The 16,814-nt window shown below is 67.8% G+C and carries 18 protein-coding genes; 8 read left to right on the top strand and 10 right to left on the bottom strand.

What is annotated here, in order from left to right:
- Nucleotides 1-5 precede the first annotated feature (5 nt).
- The 4 genes from CFP68_RS12685 to CFP68_RS12670 are packed head-to-tail and all read right to left on the bottom strand — an operon-like array spanning nucleotide 6 to nucleotide 3,101.
- Nucleotides 6-683, bottom strand: coding sequence for an alpha/beta hydrolase (locus tag CFP68_RS12685; protein WP_099827302.1), 678 nt, complete (start codon nucleotides 681-683; stop codon nucleotides 6-8).
- Nucleotides 680-1,324 (bottom strand): DNA-3-methyladenine glycosylase family protein, encoded by a 645-nt coding sequence (locus CFP68_RS12680; RefSeq protein WP_099827301.1) that lies wholly within the window; start codon nucleotides 1,322-1,324, stop codon nucleotides 680-682. Before CFP68_RS12680 ends, CFP68_RS12685 begins: the two co-directional genes overlap by 4 nt.
- Nucleotides 1,321-2,058 carry a cobalt-precorrin-6A reductase gene (locus CFP68_RS12675; protein ID WP_338152815.1) on the bottom strand — a complete coding sequence of 246 codons (738 nt, stop codon included), beginning with the start codon at nucleotides 2,056-2,058 and terminating at the stop codon, nucleotides 1,321-1,323. The genes CFP68_RS12680 and CFP68_RS12675 overlap by 4 nt, the downstream gene beginning before the upstream one ends.
- Nucleotides 2,055-3,101 carry a cobalt-precorrin-5B (C(1))-methyltransferase gene (locus CFP68_RS12670; RefSeq protein ID WP_099827300.1) on the bottom strand — a complete coding sequence of 349 codons (1,047 nt, stop codon included), beginning with the start codon at nucleotides 3,099-3,101 and terminating at the stop codon, nucleotides 2,055-2,057. The genes CFP68_RS12675 and CFP68_RS12670 overlap by 4 nt, the downstream gene beginning before the upstream one ends.
- Nucleotides 3,102-3,197: 96 nt before the next feature.
- Here CFP68_RS12670 and cobA point away from each other — a divergent pair, with 96 nt between their 5' ends.
- On the top strand, nucleotides 3,198-4,049 hold the full coding sequence (gene cobA, locus CFP68_RS12665) for a uroporphyrinogen-III C-methyltransferase (RefSeq protein WP_099827299.1): 852 nt from the start codon (nucleotides 3,198-3,200) through the stop codon (nucleotides 4,047-4,049).
- Between the two features lie 102 nt (nucleotides 4,050-4,151).
- On the top strand, nucleotides 4,152-5,432 hold the full coding sequence (locus tag CFP68_RS12660) for a cobyrinic acid a,c-diamide synthase CobB (RefSeq protein ID WP_099827298.1): 1,281 nt from the start codon (nucleotides 4,152-4,154) through the stop codon (nucleotides 5,430-5,432).
- A gap of 61 nt (nucleotides 5,433-5,493) precedes the next feature.
- Here the strand turns inward: CFP68_RS12660 and CFP68_RS12655 are convergent, their stop codons facing one another.
- From CFP68_RS12655 to CFP68_RS12630, 6 genes are all read right to left on the bottom strand, one after another.
- On the bottom strand, nucleotides 5,494-6,396 hold the full coding sequence (locus CFP68_RS12655; protein ID WP_099827297.1) for a DMT family transporter: 903 nt from the start codon (nucleotides 6,394-6,396) through the stop codon (nucleotides 5,494-5,496).
- A gap of 56 nt (nucleotides 6,397-6,452) precedes the next feature.
- On the bottom strand, nucleotides 6,453-6,950 hold the full coding sequence (locus CFP68_RS12650) for a DUF6505 family protein (protein WP_099827296.1): 498 nt from the start codon (nucleotides 6,948-6,950) through the stop codon (nucleotides 6,453-6,455).
- A complete protein-coding gene (locus tag CFP68_RS12645; RefSeq protein ID WP_099827295.1) occupies nucleotides 6,947-7,654 on the bottom strand; it encodes a biotin/lipoate--protein ligase family protein in 708 nt (235 codons plus the stop codon). The genes CFP68_RS12650 and CFP68_RS12645 overlap by 4 nt, the downstream gene beginning before the upstream one ends.
- Entirely contained in the window at nucleotides 7,651-8,718 is a 1,068-nt protein-coding gene (locus CFP68_RS12640) for an Mrp/NBP35 family ATP-binding protein (protein ID WP_099827294.1), read from the bottom strand. The genes CFP68_RS12645 and CFP68_RS12640 overlap by 4 nt, the downstream gene beginning before the upstream one ends.
- Nucleotide 8,719: 1 nt before the next feature.
- A complete protein-coding gene (locus CFP68_RS12635; protein ID WP_099827293.1) occupies nucleotides 8,720-8,914 on the bottom strand; it encodes a DUF6494 family protein in 195 nt (64 codons plus the stop codon).
- 84 nt (nucleotides 8,915-8,998) lie between these two features.
- Nucleotides 8,999-10,951 (bottom strand): 4Fe-4S binding protein, encoded by a 1,953-nt coding sequence (locus tag CFP68_RS12630; protein ID WP_099827292.1) that lies wholly within the window; start codon nucleotides 10,949-10,951, stop codon nucleotides 8,999-9,001.
- A 222-nt stretch (nucleotides 10,952-11,173) separates the two neighbouring features.
- On the opposite strand from CFP68_RS12630, the gene CFP68_RS12625 reads away from it, so the two are divergent.
- The 6 genes from CFP68_RS12625 to fdh3B all read left to right on the top strand — a co-directional run bounded on the left by CFP68_RS12625 (nucleotide 11,174) and on the right by fdh3B (nucleotide 16,780).
- Nucleotides 11,174-11,707, top strand: a complete 534-nt coding sequence (locus CFP68_RS12625) for a DUF3305 domain-containing protein (RefSeq protein WP_241524071.1) — start codon at nucleotides 11,174-11,176, stop codon at nucleotides 11,705-11,707.
- On the top strand, nucleotides 11,704-12,285 hold the full coding sequence (locus tag CFP68_RS12620) for a DUF3306 domain-containing protein (protein ID WP_099827290.1): 582 nt from the start codon (nucleotides 11,704-11,706) through the stop codon (nucleotides 12,283-12,285). The genes CFP68_RS12625 and CFP68_RS12620 overlap by 4 nt, the downstream gene beginning before the upstream one ends.
- Complete coding sequence (locus tag CFP68_RS12615; protein WP_099827289.1) at nucleotides 12,282-12,872, top strand: TorD/DmsD family molecular chaperone; 591 nt, start codon at nucleotides 12,282-12,284, stop codon at nucleotides 12,870-12,872. Before CFP68_RS12620 ends, CFP68_RS12615 begins: the two co-directional genes overlap by 4 nt.
- Nucleotides 12,873-12,909: 37 nt before the next feature.
- Nucleotides 12,910-13,104: a twin-arginine translocation pathway signal protein gene (locus CFP68_RS12610; protein WP_099827288.1), complete on the top strand. Its 195-nt coding sequence runs from the start codon at nucleotides 12,910-12,912 to the stop codon at nucleotides 13,102-13,104.
- A gap of 86 nt (nucleotides 13,105-13,190) precedes the next feature.
- Nucleotides 13,191-16,175: a formate dehydrogenase subunit alpha gene (locus CFP68_RS12605; RefSeq protein WP_099827287.1), complete on the top strand. Its 2,985-nt coding sequence runs from the start codon at nucleotides 13,191-13,193 to the stop codon at nucleotides 16,173-16,175.
- Between the two features lie 11 nt (nucleotides 16,176-16,186).
- Nucleotides 16,187-16,780, top strand: coding sequence for a formate dehydrogenase FDH3 subunit beta (gene fdh3B / locus CFP68_RS12600; protein WP_099827286.1), 594 nt, complete (start codon nucleotides 16,187-16,189; stop codon nucleotides 16,778-16,780).
- Nucleotides 16,781-16,814: the final 34 nt, after the last annotated feature.

The following is a 16,814-nucleotide window of genomic DNA, read 5'->3' as shown; positions in this document are numbered from 1 at the left end:
CGCCCTCAGCCGGCGCCGTCCTCAAGGTCCAGCTGTTCGCGCATGAAGCCCAGGGCGACCGACAATCCGTCGGGGGCGATCCCGTGCCCCGTGCCCTTCATGACATGGGCATAGACGTCGAAGCCCGCTTCCTGCAGCGCGCTTGCGGCCGCCGGCAGGCTGTCGGGCGGCACCACCTCGTCCAGATCGCCATGGATCAGCAGGACCGGCGGGCGGCTGACGGCCTCGTCCGCCAGCGCCTCGGGCTGCAACAGCCGCCCCGAAAAACCCACGACGCCGGCGATTTCATCTTCAAGCCGGGGCACCACGTGCAGCGCCATCATCGTCCCTTGCGAGAATCCGACCACGATCAGGCATTCCGGTTCGACGTCCTCGTCCGCCAGGGTCGCCGCAAGCCAGGCGTTCAGGTCATCGACGGCGGCGCGCATCCCGGCCTCGGCTTCCTCCTCGCTCGATCCGTCGATCCAGGGAATCGGAAACCATTGGAAGCCCGCGGGATTGCCGGTGCAGCGTTCCGGCGCATTGGGGGCCAGAAAGGCGGTGCCGGGCATGTGCGGCATCAGCGGATCGGCCAGGCCCAGAAGATCGGCGCCATCCGCGCCATAGCCGTGCAGGAACACCACCAGCCGTTCGGCCTGTCCCTTAGGTGCGCCCTTGCGCCTGCTGTCCAGGGTTCTGGTCATAACGTTCCCTCTTTTGCCTTTATATGCTGGTAGTAGGCCCAAAGCCCCCGCGCCGCAACGCCGCGCCAGGGCGACCAGGGTTCGGCCATGGCGCGCAGTTCGCCGTCGGTCGGGCGGCGCGGCAGATCCCACAACAGCCGCGCCGCCTCCTGCATCGCAAGATCGCCCGCGGCAATGACATCGGCCCGCCCCAGCGCAAATCCGGCATAGATCTCGGCCGACCACCGCCCGATGCCCAGCAGGCCCGACAGCGCCGCGATCACCGCCTCGTCGGGCATGTCGCGCAAGGCGTCGTAATCCATGTCGCTGGCGGCGATGGCACGCAGATACCGCTGTTTCGGGCGCGTCAGACCGCAGGCCCACAGCTCGTCGTCCGAGGCCGCCCGCACCCGCGCCGCATCGTCCATCCCCGCCGCGCGCACCCTGTCCCACACGGCCGCGGCCGATGCCACGCTGACCTGCTGGCCGACGATGGCGAACACAAGCGCCCCGAACCCGTCGGCGCGCCGGCGCAGCGGCCAGGGCCCGGTCATGGCGCGGATCTCGGCGAACCGCGGCTCGATCCGGGCCAGGGGCGCGATGCCCTCGTCCAGGTCGGCGGGGGTCTGGATCACGCGACCGGTATAGCGCGCGCCGTTCATGCCAGGGTCCGGGCCCAGTCCAGGGCCGCGGCAACGGTTTCGACCGTCCGGCCCAAAGGTTGCGCCGGGCGACGGATCATCGCCACCGGCACGCCCAACAGGCGCGCCGCGTCCAGCTTTGACCGGCTGGCCGCGCCGCCGGCGTTCTTGACCACAAGCCAATCGATCCTCAGCGCGCGAAACAACGCCATCTCGTCATCGACCGAAAACGGCGGATTGCCATGCAGGAACCGGCCATCCGCAAAGGGAAACCGGCCGTCGGGCGTGTCGATCACCCGCACGATCATCCGCCGCCCGGCCATGGCGCCGAACCGCTCCAGCGTCTGGCGGCCGGTGGCAACAAAGACGCGGGCGCCGCGGGGGATATGAGCCGCGGCCTCCTCTTCGCTGTCGATCTGGGTCCAGCGGTCATGGGGTCCCGGCACCCAGGCCGGACGCAACACCTGCATCAGCGGCACCTTCAGGGCGGTGCAGACCTCGAACGTGCGCTGCGACATTCGGGCGGCAAAGGGATGGGTCGCATCCAGCACGGCATCGATGTTTTCGGCGGCCAGGTAATCGGCAAACCCCTGCCGCCCCCCAAAACCGCCGCTGCGCGTGGCAACCCCCATGGGGCGCGGCGCACGGGTCGCCCCGGCCAGCGACGCGATGACGTGGATCGCGGGATCATCGCGCAACCCTTCCGCCAGATCGCGCCCCTCGCGCGTGCCGGCCAGCAACAGCAGCCGGATCATCGGGCGCGCGCCAGGATGCCGCCCGCCCGGTCGCAGACAACCACATCCACCGAAATGCCCTTGTCCTCCGTCATCTTGTCCAACTCGCCTTTCGCGTCCCGCGCAACCGCTTCGGCCAGGGGCGCTCCGACCATCTCATAGGCATGCAGGGCGGTGCGCGCACCTGCAACCTCGGGCACGCCGCACAGGTCGGCCAGGCGGGTGAAATCCACCTGGGTGCGCGACGAATGCAGATCGCGCGCGCCCTGCGCCAGCTTGCTCAACTTGCCGATCCCCCCGCCGACGGTCAGATGCGGCACCGGGTGGCGGCACAGGTACTTTACCAGGCCGCCGACGAAATCCCCCATGTCCAGCATGGCGTGATCGGGCAAGCCATAAAGCTTCTGAACCGCCAGCTCGCTCTGCGCCCCGGTGCATCCGGCGACATGAGCCAGGCCGACGGCCCGCGCCACATCGACGCCGCGATGGATCGACGCGATCCAGGCGGCACAGGAAAACGGGCGCACCACCCCCGTGGTGCCAAGGATCGACAGACCGCCCTCGATCCCCAACCGCGGATTCCACGTCTTCAGCGCGATCCGCGCGCCCCCCGGAATCGACACCGTGATCTCGACATCGGGCGCCGCGCCGTATTCCGCGGCCAGCGCCTCGACCTCGGCGATCATCATGCGGCGCGGCACCGGATTGATCGCCGGCTCGCCGGGGGCGATCGGCAGACCCGGCATGGTCACGGTTCCCACGCCCTCGCCGCCGCGAAAGACGATGCCGCCGGACGATGCGGCGACCCGCGCGACGATCAGCGCCCCATGGGTCACGTCCGGATCGTCGCCCGCGTCCTTTATGATTCCCGCCTCGGCCCAGTCCGCGCCAGACGCATGATGGGCCAGCGCGAACCGGGGCGCCTCGCCCCGGGGCAGGATCAGCGTCACCGCCTCGGGAAACGCGCCCCCCCACAGCCGGATCAGCGCCGCCTTCACGGCCGCCGTGGCACAGGCGCCCGTGGTCCAGCCACGGCGCAATTCATGGGCGGGCTTGCCTCTCATGCCCTGCTTATAGGCGCGCGCTCCGGCGTCGCCAATGTCCGATCGAACGCCGTGACGGGGTTTGCCATTTCCGGCGAAGCGGGCATAACGGATCCCATGACCGACTCGCCCGCCCTTCCCGTCTCAGACTGGCCCGTGCTGCATCCCGGCTGGGTCTGGCTGTGCGGGGCCGGGCCGGGCGATCCGGGGCTGCTGACGCTGCACGCCCTCAATGCACTGCGGCAGGCGGATGTGGTCATCTTCGACGCGCTGGTCGAACCCGCGATCCTCGATTGGGCGCCGCAGGCGGAACACATCTATGCCGGCAAACGCGGCGGCAAACCATCGGCCGTGCAGCGCGACATCTCGCTGCAACTGGTGGATCTGGCGCGCAAGGGCCGCCGGGTGCTGCGCCTCAAGGGCGGCGATCCCTTCGTGTTCGGCCGTGGCGGAGAAGAGGCGCAGACGCTGGTTCAGCACGGCGTGCCGATCCGCATCATCCCCGGCATCTCGGCCGGGATCGGTGGACTAGCCTACGCCGGGATCCCGGTCACCCACCGCGACGTCAACCAATCCGTCACCTTCGTGACCGGCCACGACCAATCCGGCAATGCGCCCGGATCGCTGGACTGGCCCGCGATTTCAAAGGGATCGCAGGTGATCGTGATCTACATGGGGATGAAGCACATCGCAAGGATCGCCGCGGCGCTTCTCGATGCGGGCCGTCCGGCGTCGGAACCCGTCGCCATCGTCACCGACGCCACGACGCCGCGCCAGCAGGTGCTGGAAACCACGCTGGCCACCTGCACCGCCGACATTGCCGCCGCCGCGATCGAGCCGCCCGCCATCATCTGCGTCGGACGCTCGGCCTTGATGCGCCGCACCCTCGACTGGCAGGGCATGGCCGCGGGGATTGCGCCGCGCGACCTCGATCCGCTGGGCCGCGGCCGTCCTGCCGAATCCGCCTGAGCCGATGACCCGCCCCGCTGATATCCGGCACCTGTATTTCTTACCGACCCAAATACTCCCGCCGGAGGCATCCGCCCCTTCGACCCCCGCGACGTCATAGGCATGAACGCCGGTCTCATCATCGCGGCGCCCCATTCGGGCAGCGGCAAGACCACCCTGACCCTCGGGTTGCTGCGGGCCCTGACACGCGCCGATCACCCGGTGCGCGGAGCCAAATCCGGCCCCGACTACATCGATCCGCGCTTTCACGAAGCGGCCTGCGGCAGGGCCTGCCCCAATCTCGACGCCTGGGCGATGGACGCCGCGCGCATCCGCGCCCTTGCCGCCGGACCGGGCACCGTGCTGATCGAAGGCGCCATGGGGCTGTTTGACGGCGCGCCGCCCGATGGCAGGGGGGCGACCGCCGATCTGGCGCGCCTGCTGCACCTGCCGGTGATCCTTGTCGTCGATGCCGGACGCATGGCCCAATCTGTGGCACCGCTTGTGGCCGGGTTCGCCGGTCATGACCCCGAGGTGCGGATCGCCGGCGTGATCCTGAACAACGTCGGATCCGACCGGCACGAGCGGATGCTGCGCCGCGCGCTGCGACCCCTCGGGCTGCCGGTGCTCGGGGCGTTGCCGCGTCAGAGGGCGCTGGCGCTGCCCTCGCGCCATCTCGGGCTTGTCCAGGCCGGCGAGCGCGCGGATCTGCACGCCTTTCTCGACACCGCCGCCGACCTGGTGGCGCGGCACGTCGATCTGGCCGGCGTCCTGTCCTGCGCCGCGCCTTTGACCGGTGCACCGCCCGGCGCGCCGCCGCGCCCGCCGGCCCAGCGGATCGCCGTGGCGCGCGACGCGGCTTTCGCATTCGCCTATCCCCACCTGCTCGCCGATTGGCGGGCCGGTGGAGCAGACCTCGCCTTCTTCTCGCCTCTGGCCGACGACCCGGTGCCGGACGCCGATCTGGTCTTTCTTCCCGGCGGCTATCCCGAACTGTACGCCGGCCGGATCGCGGCCGCCTCCAACTTCATGCAAAGCTTGCGGACCGCCGCACAGGTTACTGATATCTATGGCGAATGTGGCGGCTATATGGTTCTTGGAGAGCACCTGACCGATGCCGACGGGATCGTGCACCCCATGGCCGGTCTGCTGCGCCTGCACACCGGGTTTGCCGCCCCGCGGCTGCATCTAGGGTACCGCGCGCTGCATACGACCCACGGTCGTTTCCCGGGCCATTGGGCGGGCCACGAGTTTCACTATGCCACCACCCTGTCGGCCGAAGGACCGCCGTTGTTCGCGGCCCACGACGCGGAAGGACACCCGTTGCCCGCGATGGGACTGCGCAATGGCCGTGTGTCGGGCAGTTTCGCGCATCTGATCGAGCGGCGGCCTCCCGCTCCCTAGGCGGGCGGATCGACCCTCCGGTGCAGCCGCCCCATGACCGTTGCCGTCCCCCCGGTCGGCTTCAGAGCGCGAGGATCAGCACGAGGATTGACAGGGTCAACAGCGCCATTCCCATCCCCTCGCGGCCCGACAACCGTTCGCGGAAGACAAGCACCGATGCCGCGATCGAAAACAGCACCTCGATCTGGCCCAGCGCGTTGACATAGGCCGCATTCTGCAACGTGAACGCGGTGAACCAGCAGAACGAGCCGACCATCGATGCCAGCCCGACCAGCCCCGCCACACGCCAGGCCCGCACGACCTGGGTGATCTGGCCCTTTTCGCGCCAGGCCAGCCAAGCGGCCATGGCCGCGGTCTGGGTCGCGGTGACCAGCGCCAGGGTAAATCCCGCCCGCAACACCACATCGCCACTGTCCAGCGCCAGCGACGCGCCGCGATAGCCGACGGCGGAAAAGGCGAAGAACACCCCCGACAGCAGGCCAAGGCCCGCCGCGCGGTTGAACAGCCGCCTGCGCCACGGCCCGGTGCCCCCCGGCGGGTCCGACAGCAGCAGAACGCCGAGAAACCCGATGCCGATGGCCAGCGCGCCCTGGGCCGATACCCCCTCGCCCAACACGCCGGTGGACACAAGGGCGGTCTGCACCACCTCGGTCTTCTTGAAGGTGATGCCGACGGCAAAGTTGCGGTGCGCGAAGATCGCGACGACGCACATCGTCGCCAGAATCTGCGCCGTGCCGCCGACCAGCGCGAAGGTCCAGAACCGCGCGTTCGTGCCCGGCAACGCCTGACCGCTGAAGGTCGCGTAGGACAGGATCAGGATCGCCACCAGCGGCGCCGAGAACAGGAACCGTGCGAAGGTGGCGCCGCCGGTCGACAGGGCCATCGTCTTCAGCTGTTTTTGCGCCATGAACCGAAGGGTCTGGGCAAAGGCGGCGGCGATGGTGATGGGAATCCAGATATCCATGGCCGCCCTCATGGCACGGTGCGACAAACTGTGCCAGTGGCTGTTGCGCCGGCGCCCTAGTGGGTGTGCGGCGTGTCGTCGTCAAGGTTGCCGTGGATGGCGAATTGGTCCAGGCCCGCCGCCTCGGCCTCGATCACGCGAAAGGATTCGTGCACGCCGCTTTCGCCCAGCTCGCGCGCGACGGTCAGCAGGGTGTTGGGCGCGTGGCCGTCGCACAGGTCGGCCATCTGGCGCATCTCTTCGGCGGCGACACCGCGCGCCGCCTCAAGCGAGGGGGCGCCATAGATCGCGACGAAATGCGCCGCCAGCGCATCGGTCAGGGCCTCGATCTCGCCCGGCTGCACCTGCGTCACGGCGACGAAACTGACCCGCCCGAAGGTCTCGAGCCCCAGCCAGCCGTTGGAAAACGCCTGCCGCGCCTTGCCGGTCAGATCTCCCTCGGACCAGTTCGAAAACTCGAACCCGCCCGAGATGCACCATTCACCGGTGCGCGCGGGGTTGTGGAACACGCGGGTGTCGCTGTCGTCGAAATGGATCGCGCGGGCCAGGTTCATGTCGGATCCTTCGGGTCTGTCAAGAGCGCGCCAAGCGGGATCGCCCGCGTCGCATCGCCCTGTTTCAGCAGCAAGGCGAAGTTTTCGTCAAGGCCCGTGAAGGTGCCATGTTCGCCGGCCACGTCGATCCCTGCGCCGATGACATGGGCGAAACCCGCCCATTCCCGGTGCAGCGGCGCGTTGCCCTCATCCTCCCAGCGGTTGAGCCAGACGAGGGTGTGGCGGATCCACGCTTCGATCAGGATGTCAGGCGCCACGTCGACGCAGCCTTCGGCGTAAAGCGCGGTGGTATCCGGCGTCTCGCCCCCCTCGTGCGGACCGGGCCAGAGGTCAAGCGTCAGTCCGATCACCAGCCAATCGGGCACCGCATCGGGGTCACGGGTGGCGGCGGCGATCCGCAGCGCCCCGGCCCGCCCGCCGTTCACGCGCAACCCACCGTCCCAGTCCAGGTGCACCGACACTTCGGGCGGGGCCAGCGCGCCCAGCGCGTTCTGGAACCCGACCGCGCACAGCGGCAACATGGTCATGGCCCGCGCCAGCGGCACGTCGGGCGCCAACACCAGGGCGGCACGCAGGCGTTCAAGTGCCAGATCGTGCAGCACCAGCCCCGCGTCGCATCCCGCGCCGGCCCGCGCGCAGGCATCGGCGAACGGTTCGCCCGATGCCTCGGCGGTGAACAGCGGCGGCAGGGTCAGGCCGGTCATGCCTGTCCGGCACCGATCAGCGTGCGCGCCACGGTGCGGAACGCCTGGGCCTGCGGGCTGTCGGGTTTGGCCACCACGATGGGCGCGCCGCCGTCGGCCGCGACCCGGATATCCAGATGCAGCGGAATTTCCGCCAGAAGCGGCACGCCAAGTTTTGCCGCCTCGGCCGCGACGCCGCCATGGCCGAACACGTGTTCCTCGTGACCGCAATTGGAGCAGATGTGCGTGCTCATGTTTTCGATCATGCCGAGGATCGGGGTCTTGAGCTGGTTGAACATGTCGATGCCCTTGCGCGCGTCCAGCAAGGCCACGTCCTGGGGCGTCGAGACGATGATCGCGCCGGTCACATCGGCCTTCTGCGCCAACGTCATCTGCACGTCGCCGGTGCCGGGGGGCAGATCGACGATCAGCACGTCCAGCGCGCCCCATTGCACCTGCATCATCATCTGCTGCAACGCACCCATCAACATGGGACCGCGCCAGACCACCGCCTGATCCTCGTTCGTCATCAGGCCGATGGACATCATCGTCACACCATGGTTGCGCAGCGGCAGGATCGTCTTGCCGTCGGGCGACGCGGGCCGTCCCGAAACCCCCAGCATCCGCGGCTGCGACGGGCCGTAGACATCGGCGTCCAGCAGCCCGACACGCCGTCCCTCGGCCGCCAGCGCACAGGCCAGGTTGGCGGCGACGGTGGATTTGCCGACACCGCCCTTGCCCGACGCGATGGCCAGGATCCGATCGACACCGGGGATCTTCTGTGGCCCCGACGGTTCAGACTTGCGTTGCGGTTTCAGATCGGGCGGCGCGGCGGGCGCGGAATGGGCGGTCATCACCACCGATACCTTCGTCACCCCGTCCAGCGCACCGATCCGCTGTTCCGCCTGGGCTTTCAGGGCGGTGTAGGCATCGGCGTGCTGCGGGCTGATTTCCAGCACGAAGCGCACGGCGCCCTCGTCCACCGTCAGCGCCTTGACCAGCCCGGCCGACACCGGATCGGACCCGCTCAGCGGATCCTCCAGCGTCTTCAGGATCTCCAGAACCGCGTCGCGGGTGGGCGCCATGTCAGCTTTGACCCTTGATCGTGCCGGTCACGACATGTTCCAGATCGATGCCGTTCACGGTCAGCACCACCTTGGCGTCGAACGTCTTGCCCGCCGTGTCGCCGGCTTCGCGCATCGCATCCTCGATCGCCTGCTGCGAGGTCACGCCGACCTGTTTGAGGAACTTGCGCATGGACATGTTGAAATCGTCGCTCATCTTGACTTCCTTTCAGGATGGGTCGCGGGATCGCCGCGATGGCCCAGATCTGCGCCGCCGGGCCCGGAAACGCAAGCAGCGGCGTCAGTGGTCGCGGCGTTTTGACAGGTAATCCTCGGTCGTGCGCACGCGGGGCCGTTCGCCTGCCGTCATCGGGTTGTTCTGCATGTGGTGTTGGGCATTGACGCGGCAGTTGTCGCACATGCGGATCATCCGCGCCGCACCTTCGCTGGCGAACATCGCGTGTTTGCCTGCCAGCTTTTCCACGATCTTCTCGACCGTGGATTTCACACCGAACAGCGCGCCGCACTCAACGCAGGCCGCCGGTTCCTCCTCGTGCAGCACGACCTGGGTCAGGGCCGCATCGGTCAGGTTCAGCCGGGGTTCCAGCGTGATCGCGCTTTCGGGGCAGATGTTGGCGCATAGCCCGCATTGCAGGCAGGCGTCCTCCTGAAAACGCAACTGCGGCATGTCGGGGTTGTCGCCCAGCGCGCCGGAGGGGCACAGCGACACGCACGACAGGCACAGCGTGCAGGCGTCGGTGTCGACCAGCACCGCCCCATAGGGTGCATGGGGCGGCAGCGGCAGCACCGCGTCACCCGCCATGGCGCGTCCGGCGAGGCGCGCAATCTGGCGGCGCGATCCCATGGGCAGGACCGGATCGGCCAGGGGCGCGCGCGGCTCGGCGCCATACAGATGGTCGCACAGCGCATCGGGGTCGGCCGGATCCAGCAGGGCGATGCGTCCCGCGCCCGCGATGGCAGCGGCCAGCGCGCTTTCACGTTCGGGCGGTTCGCGTTCGGTGCGCGGCGACAGCAGGACATCGACCGACACGAACCCCGACGCCAGCGCGCCCAACATCTCGGCATGGCCGAACCCGGCCAGCGCGTCGACCGCGAAGGGGATCACGTCGGCCGGCAATCCGCGGCCGTGGCGTGCGCCCAGCGCGATCATCTCAGCGCCGTGGCCGGTGTCATGCACCAACAGGCGCGGCGCCTGCCCGCCGGCCTTGCGATAGGTCGTGGCAAGGGCGGTCAGGCGGCGGAACACGGTGTCGACCGGCGGCGCATCCAGCGCGATGGCGCCCGACGGGCACACCGCCGAACAGGCACCGCAGCCCGCGCAGATCAACGGATCGACGCTGACGTGTTCGCCCGCGGGGCTGATCGCGCCGGTCGGACAGATATCGAGGCAATTCGTGCAGGCGACCTGTTCGGCCCGCGAATGGGCGCAGAGCGTGGGTTCCAGGCGCACATGCAGCGGCTTCTCGAACGTGCCGACCATATGCGACGCCGCCATCACCGCCGCCGCCACCGCCCCGATGCCGCCCGGATCGGCGCGCAGGTATCCGTCGCGTTTTTCGGGGGCGGGAAACAGGGGCACGTTGCCGCTGAGGTCCAGGATGATGTCACAGGCCGATTGCGCACCGTCCTTCGGCGCCGTCCATTCCGCCGCACCGCGCCCGCCCGGAATAACCTGGCGGAAGGCGTCGATCCGCACGTCGAACTGGCCCAGCGCGCCGCTGGCCCGCGCCAGACGACCGGCCGCGATGTCGAAGCGCGCGTCGGGATCGATGTCGGTGATCCCGGGCAACAGCACGGTCACGGCAAGGTGATCGCACAACTCGGCCGCCGCCTTCAGCGCGACATCGGCCGCGCCGACGATCAGGCAGGTCCCCTCGCTCACCACGTCGAGGGTGCGCGCCATCGGCATCTCGATCGCCGCCTCGGCCAGCAGCGCGGCCATCTTGGGGCCGGCCTGCGCGCCCTGTTCCGACCACCCTGCCCGGTCGCGCAGATCGACGAAACCGGGCACCGGCGCGCCCAGCTCGGCCGCCAGATCGCTGAACCGTGCGCTTTCCTGCATGCAGGCGATCGTCACCTCGCCGCTTTCAATGCCCTGCGCGGCCAACGCCATCTCATCCGTGCACAAGGCGCGGTGCAGCGGCGAACAGGGCACGCCGGTCGCCGCGCTCAGCGCAGCACCATCCACGGATTGCGTGTCGAGGCAGGAACAGATCATCAACGTCTTCGTCATGGCGGACCTTTCAGAGCGGCGGGCAGCACCGGCACACATCTGGTCAGGAAACACGCGCGGCGTAAACCCGAAACGCGCCCGATCCCGAAGGGCGGCCGCGGTCTTTCGCCCCGGCCGGGGGCAAGATAGCGCTTTGTTTCGCGCAAGAGTTCGGGCAGGATGGTGGTGTGTCATGCAACGATCGGGGAAACCTTGGCCTTCCGTTATCCAGATGCCCAATCGGTGCCGGTTGGTATCGTCCTGCGCCGCAGTCCCGGCGTAACCCGCTGGGCTGCCTGGGCCTGGCGTGCCACGGACATCCTGCCGGGGGCCGGACCGGCCGACTGGAAGGTGTTGCAGCAAATGGGGGATGAGACGCTGTTTCACGCGGCCACCCTGCCGTTGACGCTGTATGTTTCGGACACCGAAGCCTATGTTCACGAACTGCAATCGCGCACCCCGTCCGTCTATGTGATCCTGCGCAACGGCAGCGATCGCACCCGCCCGCTGAACGCGGTGCGCGTGACCGCCTCGCCCTATGAGGCACAGGATTATTCGGACACCGGCGAGGAAATCGTCGAGAAGGTGGCGATGCCGAAACCGATGCACACCTGGATCGAGGCCTTCGTCGCCCGCCATCACGAAGAGGAGACCTTCGTGAAACGGCGCCGTGACAAGGAACGGACCGACCGCGTGCAGAACGGTATCGGCGATCCGCGGATTTCACAGACCACCGATGTCTATCGCGCGCCCACCGCGCACAAGGACGTCACATGAGCCGGCCCGCATCATTCTGGGACCGCCGGCGCGCGGCCGTGCGGGCAGAGGCCGAGGTCGAGGGTGCGGTGGAGGCTGCCGACACCCCCGCCGACCCGCGCAGCGACCAAGAGATCCTGGACGATCTGAAGCTGCCCGATCCCGCGACGCTGAAGATGGGTGACGATTTCAGCGCGTTCATGGCCAAGGCCGTGCCGGTACATCTGAAAAACCGCGCCCTGCGACAGCTTTGGCGCTCGAACCCGGTTCTGGCCTGTGTGGACGGGTTGAACGATTATGACGCCGATTACCTGACCGGATCGACAGGCAACGGCCCGGTCAAGACGCTCTATCAGGTCGGCAAGGGCATCGTCGCGCGCCTCGACGAACCCGTGCACACCGCCGATGCCGAAACGCCCGGGCCCGACACCGCCGAACCCGACACCGCGTTCAGCGACGCCGAACCCGCACGGGCCGACACCCAGGCCGCCGAAACGACGCCCGAGGCATTTGCCCTTGAAGACGACGACACCGACGCGCAGACCGTCGCGCCGGCCCCGCGCCGGATGCGGTTTCGGTTTCAGGAGCAGACGACATGACCGACATCGCCCCCGAAGACCACCTGCGCGCCGATCTCTACAACTATCTGGGCGTGATGCTGGCCGGTCCGCCCGACGCGATCCTGCTGGAGCAGACGGCGGCCCTGGGCGGTGACGACAGCGATCTGGGCCGGGCCATCGCCGGCCTTGCGCGGGTGGCCCGGGTGACGAAGCCCGCCGCCGCCAGGACCGAGTTCAACGCATTGTTCATCGGCCTCGGGCGGGGCGAGCTGTTGCCCTATGCCAGCTACTACCTGACCGGATTCCTCAACGAAAAGCCGCTGGCCCGCCTGCGCGCCGACATGAACCGCCTGGGCATCCAGCGCGCGCCCAACGTGTTCGAACCCGAAGACAACATCGCATCGCTGATGGAGATGATGGGCGGCATGATCGTCGGCCGTTTCGGACGCCCCGCCACGTTGGAACAGCAGCAGACGTTCCACGCGACCCATATCGCGCCCTGGGCCGCGCATTTCTTTACCGACCTCGAAGGCGCCAAGGCGTCGGTTCTCTATGCCTCGCTCGGCTCGGCCGGACGCGCGTTCATGGAAATCGAACGCGAAGCCTTCAGACTGACCGCGGCATGATCCGCCGCCACCGCAACACGTTGAAAGGGAGAACGACATGACCGACAAGAAGGATGGCACCGCCAGCCGCCGCGACTTCCTGAAACTGGCCGGAACCGCCGCGCCGGCCGCCGTCGCCGCCGTTGCGGCCGGTGGTGCGGCCAATGCCGAACCCCTGGCCGTTGATCTGAACAGCCAGCGGATGCAGGATACCGAACATACCCGCGCCTACCTGGCCAGCGCGCGGTTCTGACCAACGACCGGGCCCCCGGGCCAGGGACGACAAACGCCACCCCGGAGCGCGCCACAGGCCGCCCGAAGGCAGCAAGGGAGACGGGAATGCTGAGGAAAAAGACGAACGGCGTCGCACGACGCAGCGCGGGCGCCGGGATGATTTCGCAAGTGGCGCGCGCCACGCTGGACCGGCGCAGCTTCCTGCGCGGCTCGGGCCTTGCCATCGGCGGTCTGGCCGCGATCTCGGCCACGGGCGGATCGGTGACGCAGGCCAGCGCCCAGGATGCCATCGCCGGCAACATCCAGACGATCAAGTCGGTCTGCACCCACTGTTCGGTCGGCTGCACCGTGCTGGCCGAAGTCCAGAACGGCGTCTGGATCGGCCAGGAACCCGCCTTCGACAGCCCCTTCAACCTGGGCGCCCATTGCGCCAAGGGGGCGGCGGTGCGCGAACACGCCCACGGTGAACGCCGGCTGAAATATCCGATGAAGAAGGTCGGCGGCAACTGGGAGCGCATCAGCTGGAGCCAGGCCATCAACGAAATCGGCGACAAGATGCTGTCGATCCGCGACACCGCCGGGCCCGATTCCGTCTATTGGCTGGGCAGCGCCAAGCACAACAACGAACAGGCCTACCTGTTCCGCAAGTTCGCGGCCTACTGGGGCACCAACAACGTCGATCACCAGGCGCGGATCTGCCATTCGACCACCGTGGCGGGCGTGGCGAACACATGGGGCTACGGCGCCATGACCAACAGCTACAACGACATCCACAATTCCAAGGCGATCTTCCTGATCGGCAGCAACCCGTCCGAGGCACACCCCGTGTCGATGATGCACCTGCTGAAGTCGAAAGAGGAAAACAACGCGCCCCTGATCGTCTGCGATCCGCGCTTCACCCGCACGGCGGCCCACGCCGACGAATACGTCCGCTTCCGGCCCGGCACCGATGTCGCGCTGATCTGGGGAATCCTGTGGCACATCCTGCAGAACGGCTGGGAGGACAAGGAGTATATCCGCACCCGTGTCTGGGGCATGGACCAGATCAAGGACGAGGTCGCCAAGTGGACGCCCGACGAGGTCGAGCGTGTCACCGGCACCCCCGGTGAGCAATTGCGCCGGGTCGCGATGACCCTGGCCAACAACCGCCCCGGCACCCTGATCTGGTGCATGGGCGGCACCCAGCATTCCAACGGCAACAACAACACCCGCGCCTATTGTGCGCTGCAACTGGCGCTTGGCAACATCGGCCGCGCCGGGGGCGGTGCCAACATCTTCCGCGGGCACGACAACGTTCAGGGCGCGACCGATCTGGGTGTTCTGGCCGACACCCTGCCGGGTTACTACGGCCTGTCCGAAGGGTCCTGGGCCCATTGGGCGCGCGTCTGGGAAGAGGATCTGGATTGGCTCAAGGGCCGGTTCGTTTCGCTTGAGGGCAAGGGGCAGGACGGCGCGGACCTGCCGATGATGCAGGAGCCTGGAATCACCGTGTCACGCTGGATCGACGGCGTTCTCGAAGACCGCGACAACATCGTTCAGCCCGACAACGTCAAGGCGATGGTGCTGTGGGGACACGCGCCCAACAGCCAGACGCGGCAGAAGGAAATGAAGACGGCGATGGAAAAGCTCGACCTGATGGTCGTGGTCGATCCCTACCCGACCGTTTCCGCCGTGTTGCAGGATCGGCAGGACAACACCTATCTGCTGCCCGCCTGCACCCAGTTCGAAACCCGCGGTTCGGTGACCGCGTCCAACCGGTCGCTGCAATGGCGCGACCGGGTGGTCGAGCCGCTGTTCGAATCCCTGCCCGACCAGACGATCATCGCCCTGTTCGCGCGCAAGTTCGGGTTCGAGGACAGGCTGCTGCGCAACATCTCGATGGACAGCGCGGACGAGCCCAACATCGAGGACATCACCCGCGAGTTCAACCGCGGCATGTGGACCATCGGCTATACCGGCCAGTCGCCCGAGCGGCTGAAGATGCACATGGCCAATCAGCACACCTTCGACAAGACGACCCTGCGCGCCAACGGCGGCCCCGCCGACGGTGATTTCTATGGCCTGCCCTGGCCCAGCTGGGGCACGGCCGAAATCAACCACCCGGGATCGGCGATCCTCTATGACATGTCGACGCCGGTGGCGAAGGGCGGCATGGGGTTCCGTGCCCGTTTCGGCGTGGAACGCGACGGTGAAAGCCTGTTGGCCGACGCCGTCTATCCGGTGGGGTCCGAAATCGAGGACGGATACCCCGAGTTCACCATGCAGATGCTGATCGACCTGGGGTGGGACGGCGACCTGACACCGCAGGAACGCGCCGTCATCGAATGGGTCGGCGGGTTCCGCGACACGCGCCCCGGCACCGAAGAGGTCGGCGAAACCAGCCAGCAGGGTGATCGGCCGTCGGATTACAACGACAAGGTCGGTGGCGTGAACTGGAAGACCGACCTGTCGGGCGGGATCCAGCGGGTCGCCATCGCCCACGGCTGTGCGCCCTACGGCAACGCCAAGGCGCGCACCGTGGTCTGGACCTTCCCCGACCCGGTGCCGATCCACCGCGAACCGCTCTATACCGCGCGGCGCGATCTGCTTGACGATTACCCGACCTACGAGGACAAGACGTTCTGGCGCCTGCCGACGATGTATGCGTCGATCCAGGAACAGGATTTCTCGCAGGAATACCCGATCGTCCTGACCTCGGGCCGTCTGGTCGAATACGAGGGCGGCGGCGATGAAACCCGCTCGAACCCCTGGCTGGCCGAATTGCAGCAGGACATGTTCGTCGAGATCAACCCCCGCGACGCCAACAGCCTTGGCGTGCGCGACGGCGCCATGGTCTGGGTCGAAGGGCCGGAAGGCGGCCGCGTCCACGTCAAGGCGCTGGTCACCGAACGGGTCGCGTCGGGGGTGGCGTTCATGCCGTTCCACTTTGGCGGCGTCCTGGAAGGTGTTGATCTGCGAAGCAAATACCCCGACGGGGCCGACCCCTATGTTCTGGGCGAATCCAGCAACACCGCGCAAACCTATGGCTATGACAGCGTGACGCAGATGCAGGAAACCAAGGCCACCCTCTGCAAGATCAGCGCAGCGTAAGGAGACGGAAAATGGCACGAGCGAAATTTCTCTGCGACGCCGAACGCTGCATCGAATGCAACGCCTGCGTCACCGCGTGCAAGAACGAACACGAGGTGCCATGGGGCATCAACCGCCGCCGGGTCGTCACGCTGAACGACGGACAACCCGGCGAACGGTCGATCTCGGTGGCGTGCATGCATTGCTCTGACGCGCCCTGCATGGCGGTCTGCCCGGTCGATTGCTTCTATCAGACCGAAGACGGGATCGTGTTGCACTCCAAGGATCTGTGCATCGGCTGCGGCTATTGCTTTTATGCGTGCCCGTTCGGCGCGCCGCAGTATCCGCAGGCCGGCAACTTCGGGTCACGCGGCAAGATGGACAAATGCACCTTCTGCGCCGGTGGCCCGGAAGAGAACCATTCGACCATCGAATTCCAGAAATACGGCCGCAACCGGATTGCCGAGGGCAAGCTGCCGCTTTGTGCGGAAATGTGCGCCACCAAGGCCCTGCTGGCCGGTGACGGTGACACCGTGTCCAACATCTATCGCGAACGGATCGTCGCGCGCGGATTTGGCGCGGGCGCCTGGGGCTGGGGCACCGCCTATGGTCAGAAGGGCGGCTGATCCTTCGACATCGCAATAAAACGCCCCGGCCTGA

The organism is Oceaniglobus indicus, assembly GCF_002751875.1.
Classification (GTDB): domain Bacteria; phylum Pseudomonadota; class Alphaproteobacteria; order Rhodobacterales; family Rhodobacteraceae; genus Oceaniglobus; species Oceaniglobus indicus.
Note: the sequence above shows the minus strand (reverse complement) of the source record. Positions and strands in the feature narration are given on the sequence as shown.